The 25,748-nt window shown below is 61.6% G+C and carries 22 protein-coding genes and 1 tRNA gene; 9 read left to right on the plus strand and 14 right to left on the minus strand.

Going from position 1 to position 25,748, the window contains the following annotated elements:
- Positions 1-53: 53 nt before the first annotated feature.
- Positions 54-707: a class I SAM-dependent methyltransferase gene (locus EV688_RS05300; RefSeq protein WP_117317081.1), complete on the plus strand. Its 654-nt coding sequence runs from the start codon at positions 54-56 to the stop codon at positions 705-707.
- Between the two features lie 45 nt (positions 708-752).
- Here the strand turns inward: EV688_RS05300 and EV688_RS05305 are convergent, their stop codons facing one another.
- From EV688_RS05305 to hslO, 5 genes are all read right to left on the minus strand, one after another.
- A complete protein-coding gene (locus EV688_RS05305) occupies positions 753-1,424 on the minus strand; it encodes a TetR/AcrR family transcriptional regulator (protein ID WP_117317078.1) in 672 nt (223 codons plus the stop codon).
- 12 nt (positions 1,425-1,436) lie between these two features.
- On the minus strand, positions 1,437-1,919 hold the full coding sequence (locus EV688_RS05310; RefSeq protein WP_117317076.1) for a phasin family protein: 483 nt from the start codon (positions 1,917-1,919) through the stop codon (positions 1,437-1,439).
- Positions 1,920-2,053: 134 nt separating this feature from the next.
- Positions 2,054-2,635 (minus strand): hypothetical protein, encoded by a 582-nt coding sequence (locus EV688_RS05315; protein WP_117317074.1) that lies wholly within the window; start codon positions 2,633-2,635, stop codon positions 2,054-2,056.
- 102 nt (positions 2,636-2,737) lie between these two features.
- Positions 2,738-4,297 carry a phosphoenolpyruvate carboxykinase gene (locus tag EV688_RS05320; protein WP_117317073.1) on the minus strand — a complete coding sequence of 520 codons (1,560 nt, stop codon included), beginning with the start codon at positions 4,295-4,297 and terminating at the stop codon, positions 2,738-2,740.
- 156 nt (positions 4,298-4,453) lie between these two features.
- A complete protein-coding gene (gene hslO / locus EV688_RS05325) occupies positions 4,454-5,365 on the minus strand; it encodes an Hsp33 family molecular chaperone HslO (protein ID WP_240624328.1) in 912 nt (303 codons plus the stop codon).
- 62 nt (positions 5,366-5,427) lie between these two features.
- Between hslO and EV688_RS05330 the strand changes: the two genes are divergently transcribed.
- Positions 5,428-6,303, plus strand: a complete 876-nt coding sequence (locus tag EV688_RS05330; protein ID WP_117317071.1) for a DMT family transporter — start codon at positions 5,428-5,430, stop codon at positions 6,301-6,303.
- A 46-nt stretch (positions 6,304-6,349) separates the two neighbouring features.
- Positions 6,350-6,628 (plus strand): polyhydroxyalkanoic acid system family protein, encoded by a 279-nt coding sequence (locus EV688_RS05335; protein ID WP_117317069.1) that lies wholly within the window; start codon positions 6,350-6,352, stop codon positions 6,626-6,628.
- Here the strand turns inward: EV688_RS05335 and EV688_RS05340 are convergent, their stop codons facing one another.
- Both EV688_RS05340 and EV688_RS05345 read right to left on the minus strand, forming a co-directional pair.
- Positions 6,629-7,699, minus strand: a complete 1,071-nt coding sequence (locus tag EV688_RS05340) for a patatin-like phospholipase family protein (protein WP_117317067.1) — start codon at positions 7,697-7,699, stop codon at positions 6,629-6,631.
- Positions 7,692-8,708 (minus strand): AraC family transcriptional regulator, encoded by a 1,017-nt coding sequence (locus EV688_RS05345; RefSeq protein WP_240624327.1) that lies wholly within the window; start codon positions 8,706-8,708, stop codon positions 7,692-7,694. Before EV688_RS05345 ends, EV688_RS05340 begins: the two co-directional genes overlap by 8 nt.
- A gap of 94 nt (positions 8,709-8,802) precedes the next feature.
- Between EV688_RS05345 and EV688_RS05350 the strand changes: the two genes are divergently transcribed.
- Positions 8,803-9,993, plus strand: coding sequence for a ferritin-like domain-containing protein (locus EV688_RS05350; protein WP_117317065.1), 1,191 nt, complete (start codon positions 8,803-8,805; stop codon positions 9,991-9,993).
- Between the two features lie 12 nt (positions 9,994-10,005).
- Here the strand turns inward: EV688_RS05350 and EV688_RS05355 are convergent, their stop codons facing one another.
- The gene (locus EV688_RS05355; RefSeq protein WP_117317063.1) at positions 10,006-10,800 is read right to left on the minus strand and encodes an NUDIX hydrolase; all 795 of its coding nucleotides are present in this window, start codon (positions 10,798-10,800) and stop codon (positions 10,006-10,008) included.
- A 182-nt stretch (positions 10,801-10,982) separates the two neighbouring features.
- Complete coding sequence (rpsT, locus tag EV688_RS05360; RefSeq protein ID WP_117317061.1) at positions 10,983-11,249, minus strand: 30S ribosomal protein S20; 267 nt, start codon at positions 11,247-11,249, stop codon at positions 10,983-10,985.
- Between the two features lie 232 nt (positions 11,250-11,481).
- On the opposite strand from rpsT, the gene EV688_RS05365 reads away from it, so the two are divergent.
- On the plus strand, positions 11,482-12,495 hold the full coding sequence (locus EV688_RS05365) for a tyrosine-protein phosphatase (RefSeq protein WP_205686601.1): 1,014 nt from the start codon (positions 11,482-11,484) through the stop codon (positions 12,493-12,495).
- A 5-nt stretch (positions 12,496-12,500) separates the two neighbouring features.
- Here the strand turns inward: EV688_RS05365 and EV688_RS05370 are convergent, their stop codons facing one another.
- The gene (locus EV688_RS05370) at positions 12,501-12,725 is read right to left on the minus strand and encodes a hypothetical protein (RefSeq protein WP_117317060.1); all 225 of its coding nucleotides are present in this window, start codon (positions 12,723-12,725) and stop codon (positions 12,501-12,503) included.
- Positions 12,726-12,879: 154 nt separating this feature from the next.
- Between EV688_RS05370 and EV688_RS05375 the strand changes: the two genes are divergently transcribed.
- On the plus strand, positions 12,880-14,046 hold the full coding sequence (locus tag EV688_RS05375) for a 1-acyl-sn-glycerol-3-phosphate acyltransferase (protein WP_205686600.1): 1,167 nt from the start codon (positions 12,880-12,882) through the stop codon (positions 14,044-14,046).
- The gene (gene dinG, locus EV688_RS05380; RefSeq protein WP_131917558.1) at positions 14,036-16,189 is read left to right on the plus strand and encodes an ATP-dependent DNA helicase DinG; all 2,154 of its coding nucleotides are present in this window, start codon (positions 14,036-14,038) and stop codon (positions 16,187-16,189) included. Before EV688_RS05375 ends, dinG begins: the two co-directional genes overlap by 11 nt.
- A 19-nt stretch (positions 16,190-16,208) precedes the next feature.
- Here the strand turns inward: dinG and EV688_RS05385 are convergent, their stop codons facing one another.
- Both EV688_RS05385 and EV688_RS05390 read right to left on the minus strand, forming a co-directional pair.
- A complete protein-coding gene (locus EV688_RS05385; RefSeq protein ID WP_117317045.1) occupies positions 16,209-18,785 on the minus strand; it encodes a TonB-dependent receptor in 2,577 nt (858 codons plus the stop codon).
- Positions 18,786-19,201: 416 nt separating this feature from the next.
- Positions 19,202-21,559, minus strand: coding sequence for a TonB-dependent receptor (locus EV688_RS05390; protein ID WP_240624323.1), 2,358 nt, complete (start codon positions 21,557-21,559; stop codon positions 19,202-19,204).
- Positions 21,560-21,913: 354 nt separating this feature from the next.
- On the opposite strand from EV688_RS05390, the gene EV688_RS05395 reads away from it, so the two are divergent.
- Positions 21,914-22,687, plus strand: a complete 774-nt coding sequence (locus tag EV688_RS05395; protein WP_117317041.1) for a ferredoxin--NADP reductase — start codon at positions 21,914-21,916, stop codon at positions 22,685-22,687.
- A 45-nt stretch (positions 22,688-22,732) separates the two neighbouring features.
- Here EV688_RS05395 and EV688_RS05400 read toward each other — a convergent pair.
- A tRNA-Gly gene (locus EV688_RS05400) sits at positions 22,733-22,806 on the minus strand.
- A 167-nt stretch (positions 22,807-22,973) separates the two neighbouring features.
- Between EV688_RS05400 and EV688_RS05405 the strand changes: the two genes are divergently transcribed.
- Positions 22,974-23,327 (plus strand): YqcC family protein, encoded by a 354-nt coding sequence (locus EV688_RS05405; protein ID WP_117317039.1) that lies wholly within the window; start codon positions 22,974-22,976, stop codon positions 23,325-23,327.
- Positions 23,328-23,342: 15 nt separating this feature from the next.
- On the opposite strand, the gene EV688_RS05410 is transcribed toward EV688_RS05405, so the two are convergent.
- Positions 23,343-25,478 carry a TonB-dependent receptor gene (locus EV688_RS05410; protein WP_162883872.1) on the minus strand — a complete coding sequence of 712 codons (2,136 nt, stop codon included), beginning with the start codon at positions 25,476-25,478 and terminating at the stop codon, positions 23,343-23,345.
- Between the last annotated feature and the right edge of the window lie 270 nt (positions 25,479-25,748).

Below are 25,748 nucleotides of genomic sequence, written 5' to 3' on the forward strand. Positions count from 1 at the left end.
TGAATTGTCGGCGGGTTGGCCCACCGTTTTACGACGTGAGATAGTAACAGAACATGAATCCGACATACTGCCCGCTGTGCGGCCAGTCCCAGCCCGGGAATATACCCCTCTTCGCGCGCGATCGTCGGCGCGCCTACCGACGCTGCCAGAACTGCCTGCTGGTCTGGGTGCCCCCGGCATTTTTTCTTTCCCCGGAGCGCGAGAAGGCCGAGTATGACCTGCACGATAACTCGACTGACGACCCTGGCTACCGGCGTTTCCTGTCACGCCTTGCAGATCCCCTGATGCCCTATCTGGACGTGGGGGCGAGGGGCCTGGATTTTGGTTGTGGTCCAGGGCCAGCCCTGGCTGCGATGCTGGAAGAGCGGGGCTGTCGCGTTTCCCTGTATGACATCTTTTACTACCCGGATCGGCGCGTTCTGCAGGGACATTATGACTTCATCACGGCGACCGAGGTTGTCGAGCACCTGCACAGTCCGGGCGACGAGCTGGCGCGCCTCTGGGAGCTGCTGCGTCCCGGCGGTGTTCTCGGCATCATGACCAAGCGCGTGTCGGACCGTGAGGCGTTTCTGGGCTGGCACTACAGGAATGACCCCACCCATGTCTGTTTTTTCAGCGCTGAAACCTTTGACTGGTGGGCGAGTCATTACGGCGCCGGGCTGGAGTTGCCCGCTGCGGATACTGCGCTGCTGTTCAAGCGCTCCTGATTGGCCGGCAAAGGTCCGCGGCGGGCAATGAGGCTGCACGTGCCTTCAGCAGTGTTCGCGACCCGTTTCGTCATCCAGCATGCGCTTGTAGATCGATTCGCAGTCCCGATAGAACGCCAGCTGTTCATCGCCAAGATAGGGAGCGATCATGGTCAGTAGCTGCAGCACGCCCTGGTGAATGGTGACCTGCTGCTGGTCCCGGTCGTGCAGCAGTTTCTCGTAGTTGAACCAGAAGGTCAGTGTCAGTGTCATGTTGTCGACCAGGCCGACAAGCTGCTGCTCGCGGGCGCTGATGACGGACTGCTCCAGCAGCGTCTGACAGATGGCGTACAGCGCTGCGCGCTTCAGCTGCAGCAGTCGCTGGAAGCCTTTGCGGACGCCCTCGTAGCGTTGCAGGATATTGTCGAGGTTGTAGTAGAGAAACCGGTACTGGAACATTTCCTCCAGCACAACGTAAAGGTAGTACCAGTTGTCTTCGACCTGCCCCCGGGATTCACTCAGGGGTTGCTCCAGCGGGGCCGTCAGCGTGCCGCCGAGCGCCGTCTCATACTGCTCGAACAGCTCGGTAATGATCTGCTCCTTGCCCTTGAAATGGTAGTAGAGGTTGCCCGGGCTGATGTCCATGACATTGGCAATGTCCAGTGTCGTGGTCGTCGCCTCACCTTCCGTGTTGAACAGCTCCAGGCTGGTGACGAGGATACGATCTCGGGTTTTCACGCAGGCGGGGTCTCAGCTACGCCGCTTCGGACCGCCGGTGGTTTTCGCGCTGGTGCTTCTGCCGGTTGCCGCCGCGGCCTTCTTTTTTCGTGGGGCGGCTTTCTTGCGCGGTGTCTTGACAACGCCGCTCGCCGCCAGCGCGGCGCTGAGCGCATCGACCTTGTTGTTCAGGCGGTCGATTTTCTCGTGCAGCGCCAGAAGATCCTCGCCCTTGACGGGCCGCTGCAGATTGAAATTGTCGCGCACGCGGTTGATGCGCTCCTCCACAGAGTGCCGCGCCTGCTGGCCCGCCTGCAGTGCCTCCTGCGCCTCTTCCTCGAGAGCTTCACCGGCTTTGACCAGGTCGCGAAACAGCTTGGGTGACTCGACGCCGGCCTTCTCCAGCCGACCATGGGCCTCGTCCACCGCGCGACCATAGGCACCGACGCCTGCGAGCCAGATGTTCTTGGCGATCTCGCTTGCCTTGTCCGTCATCTTGTTCTTTTCGTCGGTCATGCTGGCGCCTCTCTGTCAGAGTGCAGAACCCACCATGGGCGTTTATGACAATACAGCAGAATACGTGACAAAAAAAAGGGGCCGCTAGGGCCCCTGGTGTCCAACAAGCGGACAATAAAACCGGGTTTCCGGTATCACGCCGCCGAATTGAAGCTCACGGATTCGCGCAGTTCGGAGAAGCGCTTGCGAACCTTGCCAAGGCGCGCTTCGAGCTGCTTGCGATCGGTGATGCTGGTGAATTCGAGGCGCGACAGGTCGATGTCGTCAATCGCGCTGAGAGCTTTTTTCTCGACTTTCTCACCGCGCTTCACCAGGTCGGCATACAGCTTGTCGGCTTTCTTGCGGCGGCTTTCGAGCTGGCTTTGGACCGTGCTGAACTGGTCCTGCACCTGGTCGAATGCCTTGCCATAGAAACCGAGGCTGGCGAGGAATGCGCCACGTGAGGCTTCGCGGGCCCGCGCTGCAATGTCGGGGGACGCCTTGCGTGCCGCGGTCTTGCGCGGTGCCGTCTTGCGTCTGGTGGTGGCCTTGCTGGCTGCGCTCTTGCTCGCGGCAGTTTTGCGAGCCGTGGTCTTGCGCGCCGCGGTCTTGCGTGTGGTTGCGCCGGTTGCCGCGGTTTTGCGAGCCGCAGTCTTGCGTGCGGCAGTCTTGCGCTTAGGCGCCGCTTTCGCGGGGCTTTCAGGGCTCTCAATTGTTGCGTTGGTTTCTTCGGCCATGGTGTCTCTCCTTTTGCCTTTTGCGCAGCGAACCTGCTGCAGACGGGGAGAGAATAGTCATAAAAATTAGAGTAAACATACTAGTGGGCGAGGCTGCCCGTCTCAGTCGGCTTTTGGACCGGCCTTGACGATAGCCTCGGACACGTCGAACCGGCCGATGTTGTCCTGAAACAGGGCGGCGAGTTTTCGCGCCTGTTCGTCATAGGCCTCTGGATCGCCCCAGCTCGCGCGCGGATCCACATAGGCATCGTCAACCCCCGGAATGTGCGTGGGGAAATCCAGGTTGAGAATGTCCAGGTGTCGGGTCTCGGCACCCAGCAAGGCACCGCTCTGTGCCGCTGCCACAACCGCACGGGTCACGGGAATCGGGAAGCGTGAACCGGTGCCGCCGGGCGCGCCGGAGCCACCGGTCCAGCCGGTGTTGATCAGGTAGACCTGGCTGCCGAAGTCATCTATGCGCTTCATCAGCAGCTCGGCATAATCGCTTGCCGGGCGCGGCATGAACGGCGCTCCGAAACAGGTGGAAAAGGTCGGGTGTATGCCTGCGGCGGCGCCCACCTCCGTGGAACCGACGCGCGCGGTATAGCCGCTGAGAAAATGGAATGCGGCGGCTTCCTTGGAGAGAACCGCAATGGGTGGGAGCACGCCGGACACATCACAGGTGAGGAAGATCACGCACCTGGGTTCACCCGCAGCATTTTCGGGGACGCGTTTGCGGATATGTTCGAGCGGGTAACAGCAGCGACCGTTCTCGGTGAGGCTGGTGTCGCTGTAATCGGCGTGGCCCTTCCCGTCAACGACCACGTTTTCGATAATGGCACCAAAGTTGATGGCATCCCAGATGACCGGTTCGTTTTCACGGCTTAAATCGATTGTCTTGGCATAGCAGCCGCCCTCGAGGTTGAACACGGCGCCGCGGGTCCAGCCATGCTCATCATCGCCAATCAGGTGGCGGTCGGGGTCTGCCGAGAGCGTGGTCTTGCCTGTGCCGGAGAGACCAAAGAACAGGGTGGTATCGCCTGTATCGCCGACGTTGGCCGAGCAATGCATTGCCATCACGTCTTTCTCGGGAAGCAGAAAGTTCTGCACCGAGAACATGGATTTCTTCATTTCCCCGCCGTACTGCATGCCGGCGATAAGAATCTTGCGCTGGCCAAAATTGATGATCACCGTGGCGTCCGAGTGCGTGCCGTCGCGCTCCGGGTGACAGACAAAACCGGGAGCATTCAGAACCGACCATTCCGGCTTGTGTCCGGCGTTGTACTGGGTCGGACGGATAAACATGTTGTAGCCGAAGAGTCCGTGCCAGGCCCATTCCGTGGTGACTTTCACCGGAAGGTAGTGATCACTGTGGGCCCCGACGTGCAGGTGGGAGATAAATCGATCACATTTGCCGATATAGCTTTCCACTCTGTCCCACAGCGCGTCGAACTGGTCGGCATCGAAGGGACGATTGATGGCGCCCCAGTCGATGGCGTCCTCGCTGCTGGCTTCCCGGACAATATAGCGGTCGGCGGGAGAGCGCCCGGTGCGCTTGCCGGTCGTTACCAGCAGTGCTCCGGTGTCCGCCAGCGTACCTTCGCCGCGGCGGATGGCATGTTCGATAAATTGAGCGGGCTCCAGGTCAATGAATTCCTGGGTGATCTCGTTGTCTCCGGTCATCAGTAGATCCTGTATTACCTGCGGTCGTCGCCTGATGAGGGCGGCCGCAGCGTGGGCTGGAGGCTCTTGGAGGCCGGATTATGTCAGATTCCGCGGCGCCCCGCTAACCGCTGTGGAAGCCCGCTGCGCGCGGTATCACAGTTCCCGCACGGAGCGTCAGTGCAGGGTTTTGCCGCCGTCCGGCAGCAGCTCATCCGGTGCGAAAACGTAGCGCTGGTTACAGAACTCGCAATCCATGGTCACGCTGCCCTGCTCCTCGAGAATTGACGTGATTTCCGCCTCGCCGAGGCTTTCCAGCGCGCGGCGACTGCGATCGCGTGAGCAGCTGCAGTGAAACTGCAGGGATCGCGGATCAAACAGGCGAACCTGATCCTGATGATAGAGACGGTACAGCAGATCAGCGCTGGAGAGTGACAGCAGTTCCTCTGCCGTTATGGTGGCCGCCAGTGCGCAGGCGTGCTGCCACTGCTGCTCGCGGATAACAGGGTCGGGCGCGACCTTGCTGGGGAGCTGCTGCAGGAGGAGACCGGCGGCCCTGCTGCCGTCGCAGGACAGCCAAAGCCGGGTATGTAATTGCTCTGACTGTTCGAAGTAAGCATCCAGGCACTCGGCGAGGGATGCCCCCGACAGCGGCACGATGCCCTGGTAGCGCTGTCCCTCACTGGGCTCGATCGTGATGGCCAGCTGGCCTTCGCCGACCAGTTCGTGGAACGCGCTTGCGGTGGCCTCCTCGGCGCCCCGGGCGATGGCGCGCACCTCCAGTGCGCTGGTGCACTCGGCCATCAGCAGCGGGATCTGTCCGCGGCTGCGTGCCTGAAGCGTCAGGCGGCCGTCGAACTTCAGTGTACTGCTGATCAGCACGGCAGCGGCCACAAACTCACCGATGAGTCGCGCCACACCGGGGGCGTACTGGTGATTGTCCAGGATGCCGCGCAGTGCCGCATCGAGATAAGCGGTCTCGCCGCGGATGTCCGCCTCATCAAACAGGAAGCGGCGTGATGTATCCGGCGCTGTATGTGTCGGGTTCTGGCTGTCGATCTCGTTGTCCATGGCCATAGTGTACTGCATTTCTCCCGCGTCGCAGGCGTCTTCCCTGTGCTACATTGCCTCCCTCGAGCGGCGGGGGCGCCATGAACACAACCTTTCTGTATATCTACACGGTGCTTGTCTGGGGGTCGACGTGGATCGCCATCAAGTACCAGCTCGGCGATATCTCGCCGATGGTTTCCATCGCGCATCGCAGCGGTCTGTCGGCACTGCTGATGCTCGCGGTGATGCTGCCGGCACGTCGGCTGACCCGTCTTAGCCCCAGGGATCATCTGTTTGTTCTCGCCCAGGGCCTGAGCATGTTTTCGGTGAATTACCTGTTTATCTACGCAGCGGCAGGCGAGCTCACCAGCGGTCTGATTGCCGTGGTGTTCTCGACCATGGTCATCCTGAATATCATCAACGGTGCGCTGTTCATGGGGGTTCCCGTCAGCGGTGCGGTGGTCGTGGGCGCCGTGCTTGGCCTGGTGGGCATGGCCTGCGTGTTTCTGCCGGAGCTGCGGGCGCTGGACTTTTCCCCGGCGGCGGTGCGCGCGCTGGTGCTGTGTGCGCTGGGCACTCTCTGTGCCTCCGCGGGCAATATCATCGCCGTACGCAATCACCGCCAGAAGCTGCCCGTGCTGACCTGCAATGTCTGGGGCATGTTTTACGGCAGCCTTGCCCTGTACCTCCTCGCCGGGTTGCGGGGCGAGACTATCGGTATTGCCTGGACGGCGGAATATATCGGCTCTTTGCTATACCTTTCCGTTTTCGGGTCAGTGCTCGCGTTCTGGGCCTATGTCACACTGATCGGCCGCATCGGCCCCGATCGGGCATCCTACACAACGCTGCTTTTTCCGATCGTTGCGCTGTTGATATCGACCGTGCTGGAGGGATTCCAGTGGACGCTGTGGGCGCTGGTCGGCCTGTGTCTGGTATTGTCGGGCAACTGGATCGCCATGCGCCGCAATCGCGTCTGATCAACGTTTTCTGACGGGGCCCGGATAGCCCCGGGGAGAGACAAGCATGTCCGAATTTCGCCTGAGCAAGACACACAACATGTCGCGGGAGGACTTGCGCGACACGGCGCGCGCACTGGCGGATCGCCTGGAGGCACAGCATGGCCTGCGGTCCACCTGGCAGGGAGATGACGTGGTTGCGGTGAAGGGCTCGGGTCTCGATGCGCGTCTGGAGATCGATGACCGGCAGATAGCAGTCAACGTCAAGCTGAGTCTTCTGGCGTCCCCATTTCAGGGCAAACTGCGGGCCGAAATACAGCGCTATCTCGACGACAACATCCGTTGATCACGGGACAGGCGCGACCACCACACCGCGCAGGGGATCGCTGCCGTCGACCAGCGCCGCCAGCTCTTCCGCCAGAGCCTCGCCGCGCTGCAGGCAGATCTCCCAGTTGGCAATGCGCTGCTCCGGGGTAAAGCGCTTGAAGTCGCTGCGGTCGGGTATTTTTCCTGCGGGCAGGCTGGCGACAAAAGTGGGGTGTGGATTCAGCAGCACCAGATTATCGATCGCTCCGGGACGGGTGTGGCGCTTGCGCAGGCCCTTGTCGAACCAGCCGGGCACAATCGCGGACGAGAAATGCGGAAACAGGATGAGACCCGCATCCGCGTAATGTTTCAGGTCAAAGTGATAGTCGATGACGCCGCCGTCCCAGTACTGGCCGGGCGGCGCCTGGGGGATGTCGCGCACGCCGTTAAGCAACAGAGGAATGGAAGCCGTCGCCAGCAGCACGTCTTCGGCATTCTGCGCCGTCAGCGGCGCGCGGTGGGTATCGAAATCATCCAGAGCGAGCCCGGGCAGGGCAGCGGCCTCACTCGAGAACAGCACCCGCTGGAACGCCCGCTGCAGCAGGCTGCGGTTGAGCGTGTTGCCGGCGGCGGCGCTGGCCAGGCCCAGGGGTAGCAGCAGCGGGTGGCGCGTGGCGCAGGCGCCGCGGCCTCGCGCCGTGACGACATGCTCCCGGATTCGCGGGTGGCCGGCGACGTGCATCGCGCCGTGCTCGCCGAGAATGCATCGCAGGATACCGCGGCTGGCTGCGGTGATCTCGTCACTATCGGGCCGCCGGCTGTAGTTCTGATGGATATAGGCATGGGCGAAGCGGTCCAGCGCTGCCGCCGGGTCAGGCTGGACCAGACAGGCATGGCGCCAGGCGCCGATGGACGAGCCGAGAGTCGCCAGGGGCTGTGACGAGCGCTGCAGAAAATCGCCGAACAGAAAGCGGTCCAGCGCTGCCAGCACAAACCACTTCGGGCCGCCGGACGCCCCCAGCAGCAGGCTGAACTGCTCCGCCGACCAGCCATCCCGGGCCAGCCGGCGAGCAGCCTCCCTGCCGGCGAAAACCTGCAGGGCTTCAGCCACGTTGACGCACCTCTGCCGGCGTGACCCCGGTCCATTTGCGATAGGCGCGGCGGAAATTCGAGGGGTCGCTGAAGCCGATCATGTAGGCGATCGACGCCAGCGGCAGACGTGTGTTTTTCAGGTAGCGGGTCGCATGCTCGGCGCGCACGCTGTCCAGGAGTGGCTGAAACGATGCGCCCTCTGCGTCCAGCCGTCGGCGCAGGGTCCGGGGGCTGGTATTGAGCATGCGTGCGACCTGCGGCATCTGCGGATACTGCCCCTCCAGCTTACGCAACAGACTGAGAATCTGCGCGACCACGGAGTCAGTGCCTTCCAGGTCGGTGAGCAGGCGCGCACACTCTTCTTCATAGAGCTCGCGCAGCGCAGGATTGGACGACGGCAGTGGCGTATCGCCGAGCCGTCGATCAAAGCAGATGCGCTGGTGGCTGCAGTTGAAGTGAACGCTGTTGCTGCCGAACAACGCGCGGTAGGTCTCGCCGTGGGCCGGCTCGGGATAGGGGAAATCGACCCGCAGTATGAAGTCGCTGCGGCTGAGCAGGCCGCGCAGCGTGTTCAGCATGGCGGCAGCCATGAGTTCCGCGCCAAACACTTCCATTGCCGGATCCGGTGCGGCGACGGTGGTCAATCGATAGTCCTCATCCGTGAGTTCCAGCGACAGCTCGAGCTCCGGCGACAGCAGGTGGTAGTACTTCATGAACAGGTCCAGCGCCTCGTGCAGGTCCTGGCAGGTCATGAATGCCTGGCCGAGAACGGCGTGGGCGCTCAGGTTGAGGCGCTCGCCGAGGTGCAGACCCAGCGCGGGATCCCGGGTGAGTGCCTGCGCGTTGACAACCAGCTGCATGAAATCACTCTGGCTGACGCGAGCGCCGACGCTCTGCATGCCGCTGGCCGCCAGGCTGGTTCCTGACAGAATGGCGGATAGCGGATGTCCCTGGCGTCGAACGAGATCGACCAGAATCAGGGCGTACTGTGCAGGCGTGCTGGCGCGGGACATGTCCCATTTGGCCATAAATGACTGCATATTGACAAGACTTCACCTTGTTGCCCTGACGGGCGAGGCGCATAGTCAATCGTCGAACAATGCCATAACAGGAGACAAGGCCATGAAAATCCAGTGGGAAGACCAGGCGCCGCGCAAGATCCAGCACTTTGCCGGGGCGGATTACCCGAAGGAGAATCCCGATCTTGAGGATCTGCTGACCAGTGATCAGGTGGATTATATTGCCGAGATCTTCCAGACGCCTCTGACCGGCTCCTACAACTGGGATTACACCGTACAGGACAATCGCATCAAGAAGCTGTACGACCTCGGCAAGCAGCTGAACTGGGACCCGGAAATGGACATCGACTGGGATCGCCCCTGGCCGGAGGAGCACCAGTCCCCGGAGCTGATGAACCTGCACGAGTATCCGCCTTATCTCGCCATGGATCAGAAGACCCGCGATGAATTCTGGCTGCACATGAATGCCTGGAGCCTGTCCCAGTTCCTGCACGGCGAACAGGGCGCGCTACTGGTGGCATCCCAGCTGTGCTCCTGTGCGCCAACGCTGAATGCGAAGCTGTATGCGGCGTCCCAGACCTTCGATGAGGCGCGTCACGTCGAGGTGTTCAACAAGTACCTGCAGAAGCGCATCGGCGTGATGTACCCCATCAACACGCATCTTAAGAGCATTATTGACAAGATTCTCACCGATCCACGCTGGGACATGAAGTTCATCGGCATGCAGATCGTGATCGAGGGCCTGGCGCTGTCGGCATTCAACACCACGCGGGAGACCACGCCGGACCCCGTCCTCAAGGACGTCGTGTATCTGGTCACCCGGGACGAGGCGCGCCACGTGACTTTCGGCGTGAATTACCTGGAGGAGTTCGTCAAGACGCTGACGGATGAGGAGCGAGAGGAGCGCGCTCAGTTTGCCTATGAGGCCTGTGTGGTCAGCCGCGAGCGGCTGGTGGCAACCGACGTGTTCCAGCACTTCGGCTGGGACGTTGAGGAAGCGCGCAAGCAGGTTCTCGAGGGGTTTGTCATGTCGACCTTCCGCAACCTGCTGTTCCAGCGCGTGATTCCCAATCTGAACCGCATCGGTCTGCTCACGGATCGCATACGGCCGAAGTTCGAGGAGCTGGGCATTCTCGAATTCGAGAATCTGGCAACCGATGGCGATATCGACTGGACGGCTCTGGAGCGCCCGCTGGATACCGCCGAAGCGCAGTCCCACGAGCAGAGCATGCTCGCGGCGTTTGCCGATGCGCATGCGGCGGACCAGGAAAAGAAGGCGGTTGCCCAGGGCTGAAAGGGCGCCGTCTCACTCCCGGCGGATTTTTTCCTCGAAGAAGCTGTAGCCGATAGTCTCGGGAATCTGTACGAAGGTCTCGTTGCCGCGCTTGACCAGGCGCGGGGCCACCGTGATGACAGGCGCTTCGGCTGCCATCTGCAGGTGCTCCGCCGGGGCGCGGTTACCGCACAGACGGTGCAGTATGGCGCGGGTCGGGAAGAGCATTCTGTAGCGCCCCTGTGTACTCCCCGTGATCGCATCCTCGGGACGGATCCATACAGACGCTACCGATTCCCTGCCATCGTGCGTGTCTTCCTGCGAACTGGGTGCCTCGGCGAGGAAAAACTGCGTGTCAAAACGTCGTGGCATGACGTCTGGCGTTATCCAGTGCGCGAAGTGCACCAGGTCGCCTAACGCCGGTCGCAGAGATTCCCGGTAAAGCAATTCCTGAAAGTTCTGTTCACCGCGGTTCAGCCGCCGCCGGTCTTCATCCAGTCTGCGAAGCCATTCGCCACTGACCCGTTCACGGCAGCCGGGCAGGCGCGCCAGCATCAACCCGCATTCTTCGAAGGTTTCGCGAATTGCCGCAATCTTTGCCGCCCGGAGCGGATCGTCAATATCCGGGTCATCAATTGCCGCAGTGAGTGCGGACTCGCTGTCCTGGGGTTCCAGTTTACCGCCGGGAAACACCAGCGCCCCGCCGGCAAACGCCATGTCGCTGTGGCGAACCTGCATGAGAACTTCCGTGTCCTGCCCTGCGGCGCGCAGCAGAATGAGCGTTGCAGCAGGTTCCGGCGTGGCCTTGGGGGAGCTGCTCTCGGTCATGAGCGGAGTTGCGCGGGAGATGTGGTGAGGGCTGTCGGCATCTGAAAAGAAAAAGGCCAGTCATCCCAGGAATAACCGGCCTTTCTCAAGCGCTGTAAGGGCTGTTGCGGGGCGATTCCTGGCGCCCTTCCGGCGCTGTTCCATCTGCGCACGGCTGCGCGGTGGAAGCTGGCCCCGGCCGATCAGGCGGCGAGTTTCTTGACCTGCGCGTTCAGCCGGCTTTTGTGTCGTGCGGCCTTGTTCTTGTGGATGATGCCCTTGTCGGCCATGCGGTCGATGACCGGAACCGCCTTGTCATAGGCGGCACGCGCCTGCTCGGCGTTGCCTTCCTTGATGGCGGCAATGACGCGCTTGATCTGAGTGCGCACCAGCGAACGGAGACTGGCGTTGTGCAGGCGGCGCTTGTCGTTCTGACGGGCACGCTTTCTGGCCTGGGGAGAATTTGCCACGGTTAAGCCTCGATAACTATCAAAAAATGGGAGCGCGGATTATTCACATAGCAGGTATCATTGTCAACCAGTGTGGCCCGCATAGGGTGGCCCGCATAGGGTGGCCCGCATAGGGTGGCCCGCATAGGGTGGCCCGCACAGGGTGGCACGCATAGGGTGGCCGTGCATCAGCGTGGCGCGAGCCGCGGTCCATCCGGGTTCGCACCATCGAAGATTCGGGGGAGATTTTCCAATGTCATTGCTGACCGATACCGTGCATGCCTGGCGGAGCGCCGACGGCATGCACCACCTGGCCTGGGATCTGGCAGATGCCGACGTGCGGGTCGACGTGGAGGTGCTGACCACCGCCGACCGGGCAGACCTGACACGTCACGCCGGTGGTGTCCATCGCGCATGCGCCAGCATTGCCGGGCTGTGTCCGCTGACGCGTCACCGTTTCCGGGTGAGTGATGATCGCGGCACGGTTGTCGACGTTGCTGCACGTGGCATGGGCCTGGAGGGTGCCGACAACTTCCGGGATTTCGGCGGTTATCCCACGCAGTCCGGCGGTGCCGTGGGCTGGGGGCATCTTTACCGCTCCGGTAATCTGTCGGCGCTCTCACCGACCGATATCGACTATGTGGCACGCCTGGATATCGACCTGGTATGTGATTTTCGCCGTGAGGATGAGCAGCGCAGGGATCCCAGCCGGCTGCCGTCGTCCGATCGGCAACCGCGGCTGCTCAGTCTGCCGATTACTCCCGGCAGCCAGGCCAGTGCACTCTATGGAGATGCCACATCACTGGACGGCCGGGATGCGATGTTTGCCTTCATGGTCGATATCAACCGGGAGTTCGTGCGCGCCCAGAGCGATCGCTTCGGGCAGATGTTCGCGGCAATTCTCGAGCAGCGACCGAGGGGCCTGATTCTGCACTGTGCGGCGGGCAAGGATCGCACGGGCTTTGCCGCGGCGCTGATTCTGTCCGCTCTCGGCGTGTCCCGGGAACGCGTCCTGCATGACTATCTGCTTACCCGGCATTATTTTGATCCATGGCGGGAGATCCCCAGGGTGCGGGCAAAATACCCCGTCGACCATCTCGACGATGACGCGTTACTGCCGATGCTGGGGGTGGATGAGGCCTATCTTGGCGCCGCCTATGCCGCGATCGCAGAGGACTACGGCAGCATGGACGCGTATCTCGAACAGTGTCTGGGCGTGGGAGATGCCGAGCGCAGAGCGCTGGCTGGGCTGTACCTTGAGAGCTGACCGCGTCAGAGAGCGGCCCAGATCATGACCAGGCCGGCGGCAGCGACCAACAGGCTCTGGCCTGCTTTGTCGAGGCGGAACAGTCCGTAGAGGTAGGCGAGCGGTGGCAGCAGCAGGGCAAACAGGCCCCAGGCATAGTCTTCTGTCCAGGCGACGATCAGTAACAGAATCCAGCTGACGAACAGGGTCGCCAGGCCGAATGTCAGCAATACAGCATTCCCGGAATCCATGCATCCTCCACGATGTCAGTTCTGGACAAAAAGCCGACGCAACTCTACCAGATTCCCGCCTCCAGGCCAGCGTTTTTGCCGGCAGGACAGTATTGGCGGATGACGCAATCGGTGAATTTGGGTAAGGTGAGGCGCTTTTTTCAAGGAGATGCGGGTGAGCGACCCCTACGCAGATATACGGCCTTACGGCGATGACGAAGTGGCTGACGTGCTGGCTCGCCTGTTGTCTGACCGGGAGATGCTGCAGGCAGTCGCCACGTTCCGCTTCGGCCTCCTGGCGCGGGCCCTGCCATTTGTGCTGCACCCCGCTGTGCGCTGGTACCTCATGCGGCAGGTGCGCGATATACACTCGGTGACGGATCTGCAGTCGGTAATGCGTCACTACATGGATAGGATGATCGAGTCGACCACGGCCGGCTTTACCGTCTCCGGACTCGGGCAGCTGGATCCGGAGGTGCCTTATCTTTTTATCAGCAATCATCGCGATATCGCCATGGACCCGGCGTTTACCAATTATGCGCTGCATTGCGAGGGGCGGGAGACCGTGCGCATTGCCATTGGCGACAATCTGCTGACGAAACCCTGGGTCTCGGATCTCATGCGCCTGAACAAGAGTTTCATCGTCCGCCGTTCAGCCAGTGGACCGCGGGAGCTGTTGACACGCTCCCGCCATCTCTCGGACTACATTCGCTATTCTCTCAAGGACGAGCGCGCCCCCATCTGGATTGCCCAGCGCGAGGGACGTGCCAAGGATGGTCTCGACCGCACGGAGCCGGCAATCATCAAGATGCTCACGCTGGGGCGAGACAAGGCCACCGAGAGTTTTTCCGACTACGTGGCTGCACTGAACATTGTCCCGGTGTCCATTTCCTACGAACTGGATCCCTGCGATGCCCTCAAGGCCAACGAGGTGTGGCAGCGGCGTGAGCGCGGTGATTACGCCAAGGGTGCACAGGAGGATGTCGCCTCCATCGGCATGGGAATATCCGGACACAAGGGGCGGGTTCACGTGAGTTTCGGTACACCGCTCGGCGCTGGCTTTACCACTCCCGCCGAGGTCGCACGGGAAATCGATCGCCAGGTCATCGGCAACTACTGTCTCCACCCCTCCAATTTACAGGCCTACCACATGCTGGGAGGCAGCCCGGACGATGCTCGCGGGTTGCATCAGGAGTCGGGCTCGGTATCGGAGGCGGCATTTGCCGCTCGTATCGAAGCGATTCCCGATGCGCAGCAGGCCGATGCGCTTGCCCTCTACGCCAATGCAGTGCGCAGCAAGATTCTGTTGCGCGATCTCGGCAGCCCCGACCTTGCTGGCTGACGAGGTCAAGGACACAATCCGCGAGGCCTACAACGCGGTGATCGCGGCCCGCGGTCTTGTGCCGCGCTGGGGCCAGCGGCAGATGATTGCCGAAATCGCGCGAACGCTCGGCCGGATCCCCGAGGCCGGTGAGTCAACTTCCGAAGGGCCGGCAATCTGCGTGGTCGAGGCGGGCACGGGTACCGGCAAGACCATTGCCTATTCGCTGGCGGCCATTCCTCTGGCCAGGGCACGGCGCAAGCGGCTGGTAGTGGCCACGGCCACGGTCGCCCTTCAGGAGCAGTTCATCAACAAGGACCTGCCGGATATCCGCGTGAGCAGCGGCCTGGAGTTCAGCGTGGCGCTGGCCAAGGGTCGTCGTCGCTATGTCTGCCTGAGCAAGCTGGATCGCCATCTCGAGCAGCGGGAGACGTCACAGGCGAGCATACCCCTATATCCGGATGAAATGCCTGCGGCGGCCATACAGAATGCACTGCCGGTTTACGAGGAAATGGTAGAAGCGCTCGCTCGAGGTGATTGGGACGGTGACCGCGATAACTGGTCGGGCCAGGCGTCAGACGAGCTATGGCTGAGTGTCACCACGGACCACAGCCAATGCACGGGCAGACGCTGTCCAAATGTCGGCCAGTGCAGTTTCTTTCGCGCCAGGGATGCGCTGGAGAGTGCCGACATCATTGTCAGCAACCACGACCTGGTGCTGTCGGATCTGGCGCTCGGTGGCGGCGTTATACTGCCGGCCCCCGAGGACGTGATCTATATCTTCGATGAGGGGCACCACCTGCCGGACAAGGCGCTCAATCATTTTTCCTCCTTCTGTCGCCTGCACAGCACCCGGCAATGGCTGCAGGACAGCGGCAAGAGCCTGGCTCAGGCGAGCACCTCGCTGGCGCAAATGACAGGCCTCGAGCGCGCTGTTGCCGCGATGCCGGAAGACATGGCGGAGTTGTCGCGGTCGCTGCAGGTGCTCGAGGAACAGCTATCGGAGCTGGCCCCCGGGGAAGCCACCAGTGGCGGGCGCGACAGCGATCGCTGGCGCTTCCCCAACGGGCATGTGCCGGCGCCACTGCAGACACTCGCTTCAGGTCTTGCGGGCGGATTTGGCAGGCTGGCAGAGACGCTGGCGCGCATCGAGGCGCGGCTGGAGGATGCCGTGGAGGAGGGCGACAGCGGCTTCGATCGAGCGGAACTGGAAGACTGGCATCTGGCAGTAGCCGGCATACGCGGGCGCTGTGAATCCGCGCTCGCGCTGTGGCAGGACTATGCGGTTTCCGGCAAGGAGGAAGAGCCGCCGCGGGCGCGCTGGATGAATCGCGTGCCGGTCGGTGGGCAGGAAGGCTACGAACTCTGCTGCAGTCCCATTCTTGCCAACGACATCCTCACCGAGCATCTCTGGTCGCGCGCCGCGGGCGTTGTGGTTACCTCCGCGACCATTACCGCACTGAATCGCTTTGACCGCTTCATCCAGCGCTCGGGCGTGCCAGAGGATGCGGTGTTCAAGGTCGTCGCCAGCCCCTTCGATTACGCCAATGCGACGTTTGCAGTACCGGCCATGCAGTCGGATGCGGGCGATGCCGAGGCGCACACGGCAGAGCTGGTTACACTGCTGCCTGCGCTTCTCGCGGACAACGCTGCAGCGCTGGTCCTCTTCGGCTCCCGTCGTCAGATGCAGGCGGTGGTGGCAGGCATCGCAGGGGGCCTTGGCGAACGGCTGCTGGTGCAGGACGACTACAGCAAACAGGAAATACTGCGCCGCCACCGGGAGGCGGTGGATGCGGGGCGTGGCAGCGTGATCTTTGGCCTTGCCAGCTTTGCCGAGGGGGTGGATCTCCCCGGGGGTTACTGCAGGCACGTGGTGATCGCAAAGATTCCCTTTGCCGTTCCCGACAGCCCGCTGGAGGCGGCACTGGCTGAATGGATAGACAGTCGGGGAGGCAATGCCTTCATGGAGATCAGCGTGCCCGACGCGGCGCTGCGTCTGGTGCAGGCCAGCGGGCGGCTGCTGCGCACGGAAAATGACAGTGGCCGCGTGACCCTGTGCGACCGGCGGATTCTTACCCGTCGCTACGGGCGGGAGATTCTCGATTCACTGCCGCCGTTCCGGCGTGAGCTGGGCCCAGCGGGGTCAGGTCCGGCCCGGACCTGACCCCGCTGGGAGGCAGGGTCTAAAAGCTGTAGTTCACCGTGGCGCCGTACATGCGCGGCGGTTCGATGAAGCCACTGAACGACCCGGTCTGCGCCGGTGTGTCGAAGCCGATGTTGAGCACGGTTTCGTCGGTCAGGTTCTTGCCCCAGATTTCCAGGCGCCAGGCATCATCGGCAGCGCCGATGCCGACGGTGGCGTTCAGCGTCCAGATGGCATCCTGCTTCGCAAGAATCTCGTTATCCTGGGCGGTGTTGAAGCTGGAGCGATAGCGCCAGCTCGTTGCTGCGCTGAACGCGAGGCCCTCCGCCATCGGGCGATTATAGGCCAGGCTGCCTGACCAGGTCAGGTCGGACACGAAGTTTGGCGTTCCTCCGGTGAGGTCCTGGTCGGGCACGATGCCGAGCGCCCGTGCGCGCAACCCTGCCGCTTCCTGCTGCGCGATAGTGCTGGAGGCGTTGGTGAAATCCTCGTACTCGATATCCTGCCAGACAACGCCGCCGCTGAAGGTCCAGTGGTCGGTAGGCATCCAGTTGTAGTCGACTTCCAGGCCCGTGCCCTGGATCTCTCCCGCGTTGCGCAGCGTGAACGCGACGCCATCAAAGGAGTTGGTCTGGAAATCCTTGGTTTCCTGGTAGAACACGGTGGCGTTCAACTGCAGTGTGCGGTCGAGCAGGAAAGACTTCACGCCCAGTTCATAGCTGTCGCTGGTTTCCGAGTCGAACTGGTTGTTGGCGAAAGTAGGGGTCGGATCGCCGGGCTGCTGGCCGATGGTGCCATTGAGGTTCAGGCCGCCGGCCTTGTAGCCCTGGGCGAAGCGCGCAAACAGCGAGACATTGTCAGACATTTCGTAGTTAACGTTGGTGGTCATGGAGAAGTCGTCGTCCTCGAAGCTGTCCGATGCCGGATCTGAGGTGAGGTGTACCTGCACCGGTCGCAGTGCCCAGAAGAGGCCGTCGTTACCGCTCAATGACGCTGCGCGCAGGTCTCTCGCAGAGTAGGGATCATTGGCCGTTGTGAGGTAGGAGGCTTCCTTCTGCTCGTCGGTATAGCGGCCGCCGATCGTCCAGCTCAGCTGCTCGGTCAGGTTGAAGGTGACCTGCCCGAAAACCGCGATACTCTCCGAGTTGTAGTCAACGGATTCACGGGCGCCGGTGCCCGTCAGTGCCGTGGTTGGCGACCAGTTCAGGGGGTTGGCCGCACCGCCGGGTGCACTGTCGCCGATATCCACGAGGCCCGAGCCGAGAATATCGGAAACCTGACCGCCAGCGGCAACAATTTCCGGGTCTGTCAGCAGGCGGGCAATGCCGACCTGGGACAGGTAGGCGGCGGCATCCGGGCCCCACTCAAAGCGCCCCGTGCCCTTGATGTCCTGGTCAAAATAGAAGCCGCCGATGGTCCAGTCGGCATTGCCGTGGGTGCCGGAAAAGCGCACTTCGAGCGAGATCTCGTCGATATCCTGGCCGCGACCACCGCGCCAGATATCAGCGGTGCGCATGTCAATATCACCGTAGGGGTTCGTCTCGAAGAAGCGGTAGGCGCCGATCAGCGTCATGTCGACCCTGTCGCTCAGTGCCGTGTTGAGCTCTGCCGATACACCGCCGTCCTCGAAGCTGTCGTCGGCGCTCGCCGCCGTTGTGCGCGTTCCCTCGTAGTCGTCGGGATCGAGGAACTGCCCATCAAAGGTGACCTCCTGCGGAACGGTGGAGCCGGGCGTACCCTGCTGCAGGGGCACGCCGATCCTGAAGTTGGCGAACGCAGGGCTCAGTGCACCGAGACCTGCCGGGCTGCCGATAAGCAGCTGGGCACTGCTCGCATCAAAGATCTGCACGGGAACACAGCAGCGCTCGTTGGTTTCTGTGTAGTCGGAAATCAGGCGCAGTGAGGTCGTCTCGTTGATATCCCACAGCATCTGCGCGCGAACCGAGTAGCGATCGCGGTCATTCCACTGTTCGCCGCTGAAGGTATCATCAATATAGCCATCCCTCTCCTGCCAGGTACCGGCAAGCCGCCAGGCAAGATTATCGGTGATGGGGCCGGTCACGCTGCCGCGCACCTGCTGGAAACCAAAATCGCCGATGCCAACGGACACGTTGCCGCCGAATTCCTGCTCGGGCTGCTGCGAGCGAACGCTGATCACCCCCGCGGAGGTGTTGCGTCCAAACAGCGTGCCCTGGGGTCCGCGCAGGACCTCGATGGACTCGAGGTCAACGAAATCGCCAAGTGCAGCGCCCGGACGACCGCGGTAGACGTTGTCAATGAAGACGCCCACGGATTGTTCAAGGCCGGAGTTCTGCCCGGCGGTGCCGATACCGCGGATGGTAAGGATGGACTGGGTCGCGCCTGTGGAGCTGTTGAAGACCACGCTGGGCGCCACCTGCTGAAGTTCCGACAGATCGCGAATCTGTGCGCGGTTGAGAGCTTCGTTGCTGTAGGAGGCAACGGAGACAGGCACTTCAAGAGTGGATTGCTCACGCTTCTGCGCGTAGACCGTCACCTCCTCGAGCAGACGTGAAGACTCCCCTTCCTGCGCGACGGCACCGCTGGCGATGGCGACCGCCAGAAGAAGAGGCGATGTGCGAAAGTGCTGCTTTTGCATGGTGTTGCTCCTTACCCGGTTTTTTTATAGATATGTCGTGTTATCCGATTATTGTTGTATTTTCGCGGCAACGGATGGATGCAGTCATCGACTCCTTTTTTTAGAAATGTTTCCCCGATAGCGCATCGCGGGCTCAGTATTTATCGCTCTTTGCAATTAATCAACCATACATTTGTGTGCGGCGCGAGGCTCCCTGCCCCGACTGTGAATTATTGACACTAATAGTGTCAGTCTCAGGTGGGTCTGTCGAATGGCGTTGGCGTTGGCGTTGGCGTTGGCGTGGGTTGGTGTGCCGCGTGGGCAATGAGGCAGGATGGGCTTTGGACATAAAAAAACCGGCAGGGGGGCTGCCGGTTTCAGGGAGCTGCCGCGGGTCATGCGACCCGCACACAGCGTCGGTGCCGCAAGGCGCCGGATCAGAAGTTGTAGGTCACCTCGGCGCCATACACCTCACCCTTTGCGAGAGGTGCGAAGGTTCCACCGAGCGGCAGCGGTCCCAGTGCCTGCGGCAGCTGGGTGGCGCCCCCATGCTTGACCGTATCCAGCAGGTTGCGGCCGTAGAGTGAGAACACCCAGTGGTCGTCGTTGCTGTAGAAGTCGATGCCGGCATCCAGGATGTCCTGCTCGTTGATCAGGCCGCGGTTGTCATCGGTGAAGAAAGTGCTGTCCCGATAGGCATAGCTGACACGCGCAGTGGCGTAGCCCCAGCTGCCAACGTTCCAGTCATAGTTCAGACCAATGCTGTAGGTCAGCTCCGGTGCGCGGGGCAGGTCCAGGTCCTTGTCCGCCGCGTTGATGTCGCCATCGCCATTCAGGTCGAAACGCACGTCATCGTATTCGGCGTTCAGATAGCCGACAGACGCCAGCAGCAGCAGGCTGTCGTTGATGCGGAACGAGCCGTCAACCTCAAGGCCCCAGAGTGTGGCATCAGCGGTATTGTCAATCACCTGCACTACGGCGGACTCACCGCTGGCGGTGTTTACCTCGCGCTGCATGTCGTCGACCATGGTGTAGAACATCGCCGCGTTGAGACGGCCCCAGCTTTGCGTGGACTTATAGCCGATCTCGAAGCTGTCCACCTGCTCTTCATCGAAGGGTCCAGGGGTGGCTACCGGGCTGGTGTTGCGCAGGTTATAGCCCCCGGAACGGAAGCCGCGGCTCCAGTGGCCGTAAACGCGCGATGCGTCGGTCAGCACGTAGCTGAGCCCCAGCTTGGGTGACCACGTCGTCCAGCTGTCGTCGTCGTTGAAGTCCAGCGGGCAGTCACCTCGAGTCACGATGTTGCAGCGTGAGTCCATTCCCGATATCGGGTTGGCGTAGTTAAGCGTGCCGCTACCGAGTGTGCCGGGAATATTCAGCACGTTGGTATTCAACGCCAGCGTTGCAATTTCTGCGGACTTCTTCTCCTCGGTAACACGCAGCCCCGCCGTGAGTGTCAGCCTGTCGCTGAGATCGTAGTCGACAGCGGCAAACAAGCCGAGGGTTTCAACCTGGTAGTTGCCGCCGCCGTCCTGCTGCTGGAAAGGCACGTCCGGACCCAGTGCGCCGCCGGTCAACTGTGCGGTAAGCGCGCCAAGCAGATTGCGGCGCTCGTGATAAGCGACGTCGTTGTCGAACCAGTACGCACCGGTGGTGACATTGGCATTGCCGAAACGGCCGTTATAGCGGAGCTCCATGCTGTGCTGCGTCGCATCCAGCCAGGAATCGGAATGAAATGCGGCGAATGGCTGGCCGTCGATATCGCTATCTGCAACCGCCTGTGAGTCACGATACCCGTAGATGAAGGTGATGTTGCCGTCACCCAGCGCAACGCCCTGATCATACTGCAGGGTGAGGAAATTCACTTCGAGATCCTGTGAGCCCATATTGTCATTGGACACACCGAAACTGTTGCGATCAAAAAAGGTGCTGCTGGCAGGCGGCGTCGCACCCTCGTTGCGCTCCCGACCATTGAAGTGCGACTGAGCAACCGGTCCGTCACCGGAAATGTCCGTGTACTCGTAGCGCACCACCAGTTCGCTGAGGTCGGTGGGGTTCCACACCATCGTCGGGCGAATCATGGTCTGCTTGACCGCGCCGTAATCTTCCCCGTTGAACTGGTTCTCGAAATAGCCCTCGTCCTCGTTGTAATACGCGGTGAGCTTCAGACCCAGGTTGTCAGTTACCGGGCCGCCCACGGTTCCCATCGCGTAGTAGTTCATGCCGCCTTCGCCACCGCCATCGGTCGCTACGCGCATCGTTCCCTCGAGTTCTTCACCCGGCTTTTTCGTGTTCATGAGGATAGCGCCACCGGTCACGTTGCGACCGAACAGGATACCCTGCGGGCCTCGCAGTACCTCAATGCTCTCGAGGTCGAACACATCGAAAATAATGCCGTTGTTCACGCCGAGATAGACGCCGTTGACAAAGACACCGACGGTGGGATCAATCGACGGAATGGAGCTGTTGATGCCGAGGCCGCGAATGGAGAAATTCTGGGTGCCACGGGTGGTTCCAACGTCATCCAGCGCTACGTTCGGCATGCCGACCGAAAGGCTGGTGAGATCGCGGACCTTGAGGGCCTGAATCTGGTCGCTGTTGAAGGCGGCGATGGACATCGGGACTTCCTGGGAGCCCTCTTCGCGCTTACGCGCGGTGACGACAACCTCTTCCAGCAGCGATGCTGAGCCGCCGCGCCGGGCGGGCTCCTGAGCCGCTGCAGATGTCGTGAAGACACCGCTTGCCACGGCAACGGCGAGAACAAGCGGAGGCAGTGTAGGCTTTGTCGAATTCATAATGATCCTTTTCATGCTTAGTTAGGCTTATAGGTCTGTCCGTTGTCGCGGGTGGTAAACGGATGCGGCCTGCGGGGCACAACGTCACGTTACGACAAGACACAGCATACTGTGAGTGTTGCCGCCGAACACATTGAATACAATGGCTGATAGCGTGAATTTTTTTACCTTTCGATGCCCTCTGGCGCTGATCGAAAACGTGCTACGCGGCGTAGGCACTTTCAGGTGGCATTATGTCATTCCAAACGGTTATACCGAATCGATTTACTTAGATCGTGTTAGTACTAAAATGGCAGTTCTTTGATTGCCAGCAGACGGCCAGCGACATCGCTCGGCCAGGGAGGTTTCCGGCAAATGGCCGCAGTACAGACCGCGCAGGTGACCTGGGTTCACCACTGGAATGATCGTTTGTTCAGCTTTGCCACCGAGCGTGAGCCCGGCTTTCGCTTTGAGAACGGCCATTTCACGATGGTTGGCCTCAAGGTTGACGACAAGCCTGTGCTGCGGGCCTACAGCATCGCCAGCGCGAATTACGAGGACCATCTGGAATTTCTCAGCATCAAGGTGGACGATGGCGCCCTGACGTCCCGTCTGCAGCATATCCAGGTGGGTGATGAGGTTCTGCTGGGCCGCAAGCCCGTCGGCTCGCTGGTGCTGACCGACCTGCATCCCGGGCGTTCCCTTTTCCTTTTTGCCACAGGCACAGGTCTGGCGCCCTTCCTGTCGATCATTCGCGATCCAGACGCCTACGAGCGGTTCGAAAACGTGGTGCTGGTTCACGGGGTGCGGCGTGTAACCGACCTTGCCTACCTGGATTATCTGCGCAACGAGCTGCCGCAGCATGAGTATCTCGGCGACTGTATACAGAAGCAGTTTCTGTACTATCCCACTGTCACCCGTGAGGCCTTCGAGAACCGGGGCCGGATCACCGATCTCGTGGCGTCGGGAAAACTGTGCGATGACCTCGGGCTCCCGCCTCTCGATCCCTCCCGCGACCGCGCCATGATCTGTGGCAGCATGGACATGCTGAAAGACCTGTCTGCAATTCTGGATGAGCGCGGGTTTGTGGTCTCTCCCAACCAGGGAACCGCAGGCGACTACGTGATCGAACGTGCCTTTGTCGGATAATATGCCGGGTAAAAGTCGGATACCATGCCGGCTGAGCGAGGGGCATGGAGCGGGTGATGGGAATCGAACCCACGTCATCAGCTTGGGAAGCTGAGGTTCTACCATTAAACTACACCCGCGCAGATGGAAGATTAGCGCGAAGCCCCTATCAGGTAAAGCCAGCCCGCAGCCACCTGAAACCAACAGCACGTTGAGTCGACCCGGAAACGTCCCAGCAGCGTGCTGACCCCGAACAGTGTCTCAATAGCTGGCCCGACGACAGGACGCCGGTGCAGGAATGTTACCCATGTCGAAAGAGCAGAATCTTTACATCGAAGTTGCAGAAGTGCTGATTGACGTGGAGTCTGAGCTCCGCACGCAGGCGCTGTGGCGCGCGTCCGAACCCGACGCAGAAGCGCTGGCCTCCACCCAGCCTTTCTGTTTCGACACACTCAGTCTGCCGGAGTGGCTGCAGTTCGTTTTCCTTCCCCGTATGTACGGCATGATGAAAAGCGGGGAGCGGCTGCCTGAGGCCTGTGGCATAGCGCCGATGGCGGAGGAGTATTTCCGCGGCACGGCGCTGGTGCATGGCAGTCTCATTCCGGCACTGCGCCGGCTCGATCGCCTGCTGTGCGGCGATGAGGGACCCCGCGCCGGGTAGCGTCACGCATGCCCACTAGGGCGCAAGCCGCCAGGTCAGTTCGACACCGATCACCCGGCCCTTGGCCAGGGGAGAGAAGGTGCCACCGAGAGGCTGGCCGATGAACACCTCGGGCAGCTGCGAATCTCCCCCGTGCTTCACGCTGTTCAGGAGGTTGCGACCGTAGGCGGCGATCTGCCAGTGACCGTCTGCGCTGATGTAGTCGATACCGGCATCTACCACATCCTGCGCAAGAATGAATCCGGCGTTGTTGTCGGTATAGGCGACCCGGTCGCGGTAGCTGTAGGACAAACGGACACCGATTTCAGCGCCATTGCGCAGAGCACTGCGATAGTCACCGCTCAGGCTTCCGGTCCATTCCGGCGCCCGCGGCAGTTCCAGCGCTCGGTCCAGCGCGTCGACCTGCCCATCGCCGTTAAGATCAAAGCTGACCTTGTCATAGCCTGCATCCAGGTAGCCCAGGGATGCCTGCAGCTGCAGCCCATCCGTTACCTGAAGCTGCCCGTCCAGCTCCAGCCCGGCAATGTCGGCGACCGCCGTATTGCGTATCAACTGCAGAATACCGGCCGATTCACTGGGCAGATTGACTTCCCGCTGCATGTCATCGACGCGGGTGTAGAACATGGCGGCATTGAGGCGCCAACGCTCACCGACACGCTTGTAGCCCAGTTCCACGCTGTCGACCTGTTCTTCACCGAAGGGACCGGGAGGTTCGGCCGAGTTCGAGTTGCGCAGGTTGTAGCCTCCGGAGCGGAAGCTGCGTGTCCAGCTGGTGTAAACATGGGTGTTCGGGTGGGGTCGCCAGGAAAGTCCAAGCCGCGGCGCCAGTGTGTCGAACTGCGCTTGATCGATGAAATCGAGGGGGCAGTCGTTGTCGAGCACGATATTGCAGGGCGTGCTGTTGAGGTTGAAAGACGCGACTTGAACGCTTTTTTCCTCGCTTGACCAGCGCAATCCGGCGTTGACTGCCCAGTGTGTGTTCAGCGCGTAATCGGTTGCTGCAAAGACACCGAAGGTCTCGGTATTCTGGTGGCCGCCACCGTCCTGGGTGGCAAGCGCGCCACCATCGTCGCTGAGCTCCCCAAGGAACAGCCGCCGATCGTGATAGGAGAGCTCCCCCTTGAACTGGTACAGCCCCGCGGTGACGTCTGCGCGGTCGGCAAAGCGCCCGCTATAGCGAAGTTCGTTGCTCCACTGCATCGCGTCCACCCAGCCGGGTGAATGGAACAGAAACACCGGCTGTCCGTCGATATCGCTCATGCCCACGGATTCGGACTGCTGCCAGCCGAAAATATGGGTAACAGTACCGTCGCCGAGGGCGACGTTGCGATCCGTCTGCAGTGTCACCAGATCGGTGGAGACGTCCTGGTATCCCCTTTCATCGATGGAAAAATGCAGGCTGTCGCGCGGGTTGTTGACGGGGGTTCCCGGAAGCCCCGATCCATTGGTATGGGACTGCGTTGCGGGACCATCACCCTCGATGTCCGTGTTCTGGTAGAACAGGGTGACAGACGTGTCGGCGTCTGGCGTCCACGCCAGGGTGCCGCGCAGCATGCGCTGGGTGATGGCACCGAAGTCCTCGCCGTCGAAGTCGTTGCTGAAATAGCCTTCATCATCGTTGTAATACGCGGAAAAACGCCCGCTCAGGGTGTCAGTGATCGGACCGCTGACGCCTGCCATGAGGTAGCGGTTCAGACCGCCGTCGCCACCGCCTTCCAGCGCGCTGCGGATATCAACTTCCAGCGCGTCACCGGGCCTGCGCGTCTGCAGCAGAAGGGCACCGCCGGTGACGTTGCGGCCGAACAGTACGCCCTGGGGGCCGCGCAGGACTTCGACACTGGCGAGGTCGAACACGTCGAAGATCATGTCGTTGTTCACGGCCAGGTAGACGCCATTGACGAACAGGCCCACGGTCGGATCAATGGAGGGAATGGAGCTGTTGATGCCAAGGCCGCGGATGGAAAAGTTTGCCGTGCCGCGGCGGGTCCCAACGTCATCCAGGGCCACGTTCGGCAGGCCCGCGGTGAACTGGGTGAGGTCCCGAATGCGCAGGGATTCTATCTGCGCGCCACTGAAGGCGGTGATGGCTATCGGCGCATCAATCGGCGCCTCACGGCGCTTGCGCGCAGTGACGACAATTTCCTGCAGCATTGACGGCGCCGGGGAAGCTACGACCGGACTTGCCGATAATATCGTCAACGCCATGAGACTCGATGCCACGGACGCGTTTCTGAAGCGCGGCAGGCGCGAAGCGGCGTCGGCGAGCCCGCCATTTCTGGAATAGTGCTGCATCGGTTTACGCCCCGTCCCTGGATTGCCGAGGAAGGCACCACGTGCTGTGGCGCCGGCGGGGCGTATTAAGTCAGTAGCCGCCAGCAGCTGTCAACCATAAATGCCGCCAACGGTTGACAGGCGTGTCGG

Source organism: Chromatocurvus halotolerans (assembly GCF_004340525.1).
Lineage (GTDB): Bacteria > Pseudomonadota > Gammaproteobacteria > Pseudomonadales > Halieaceae > Chromatocurvus > Chromatocurvus halotolerans.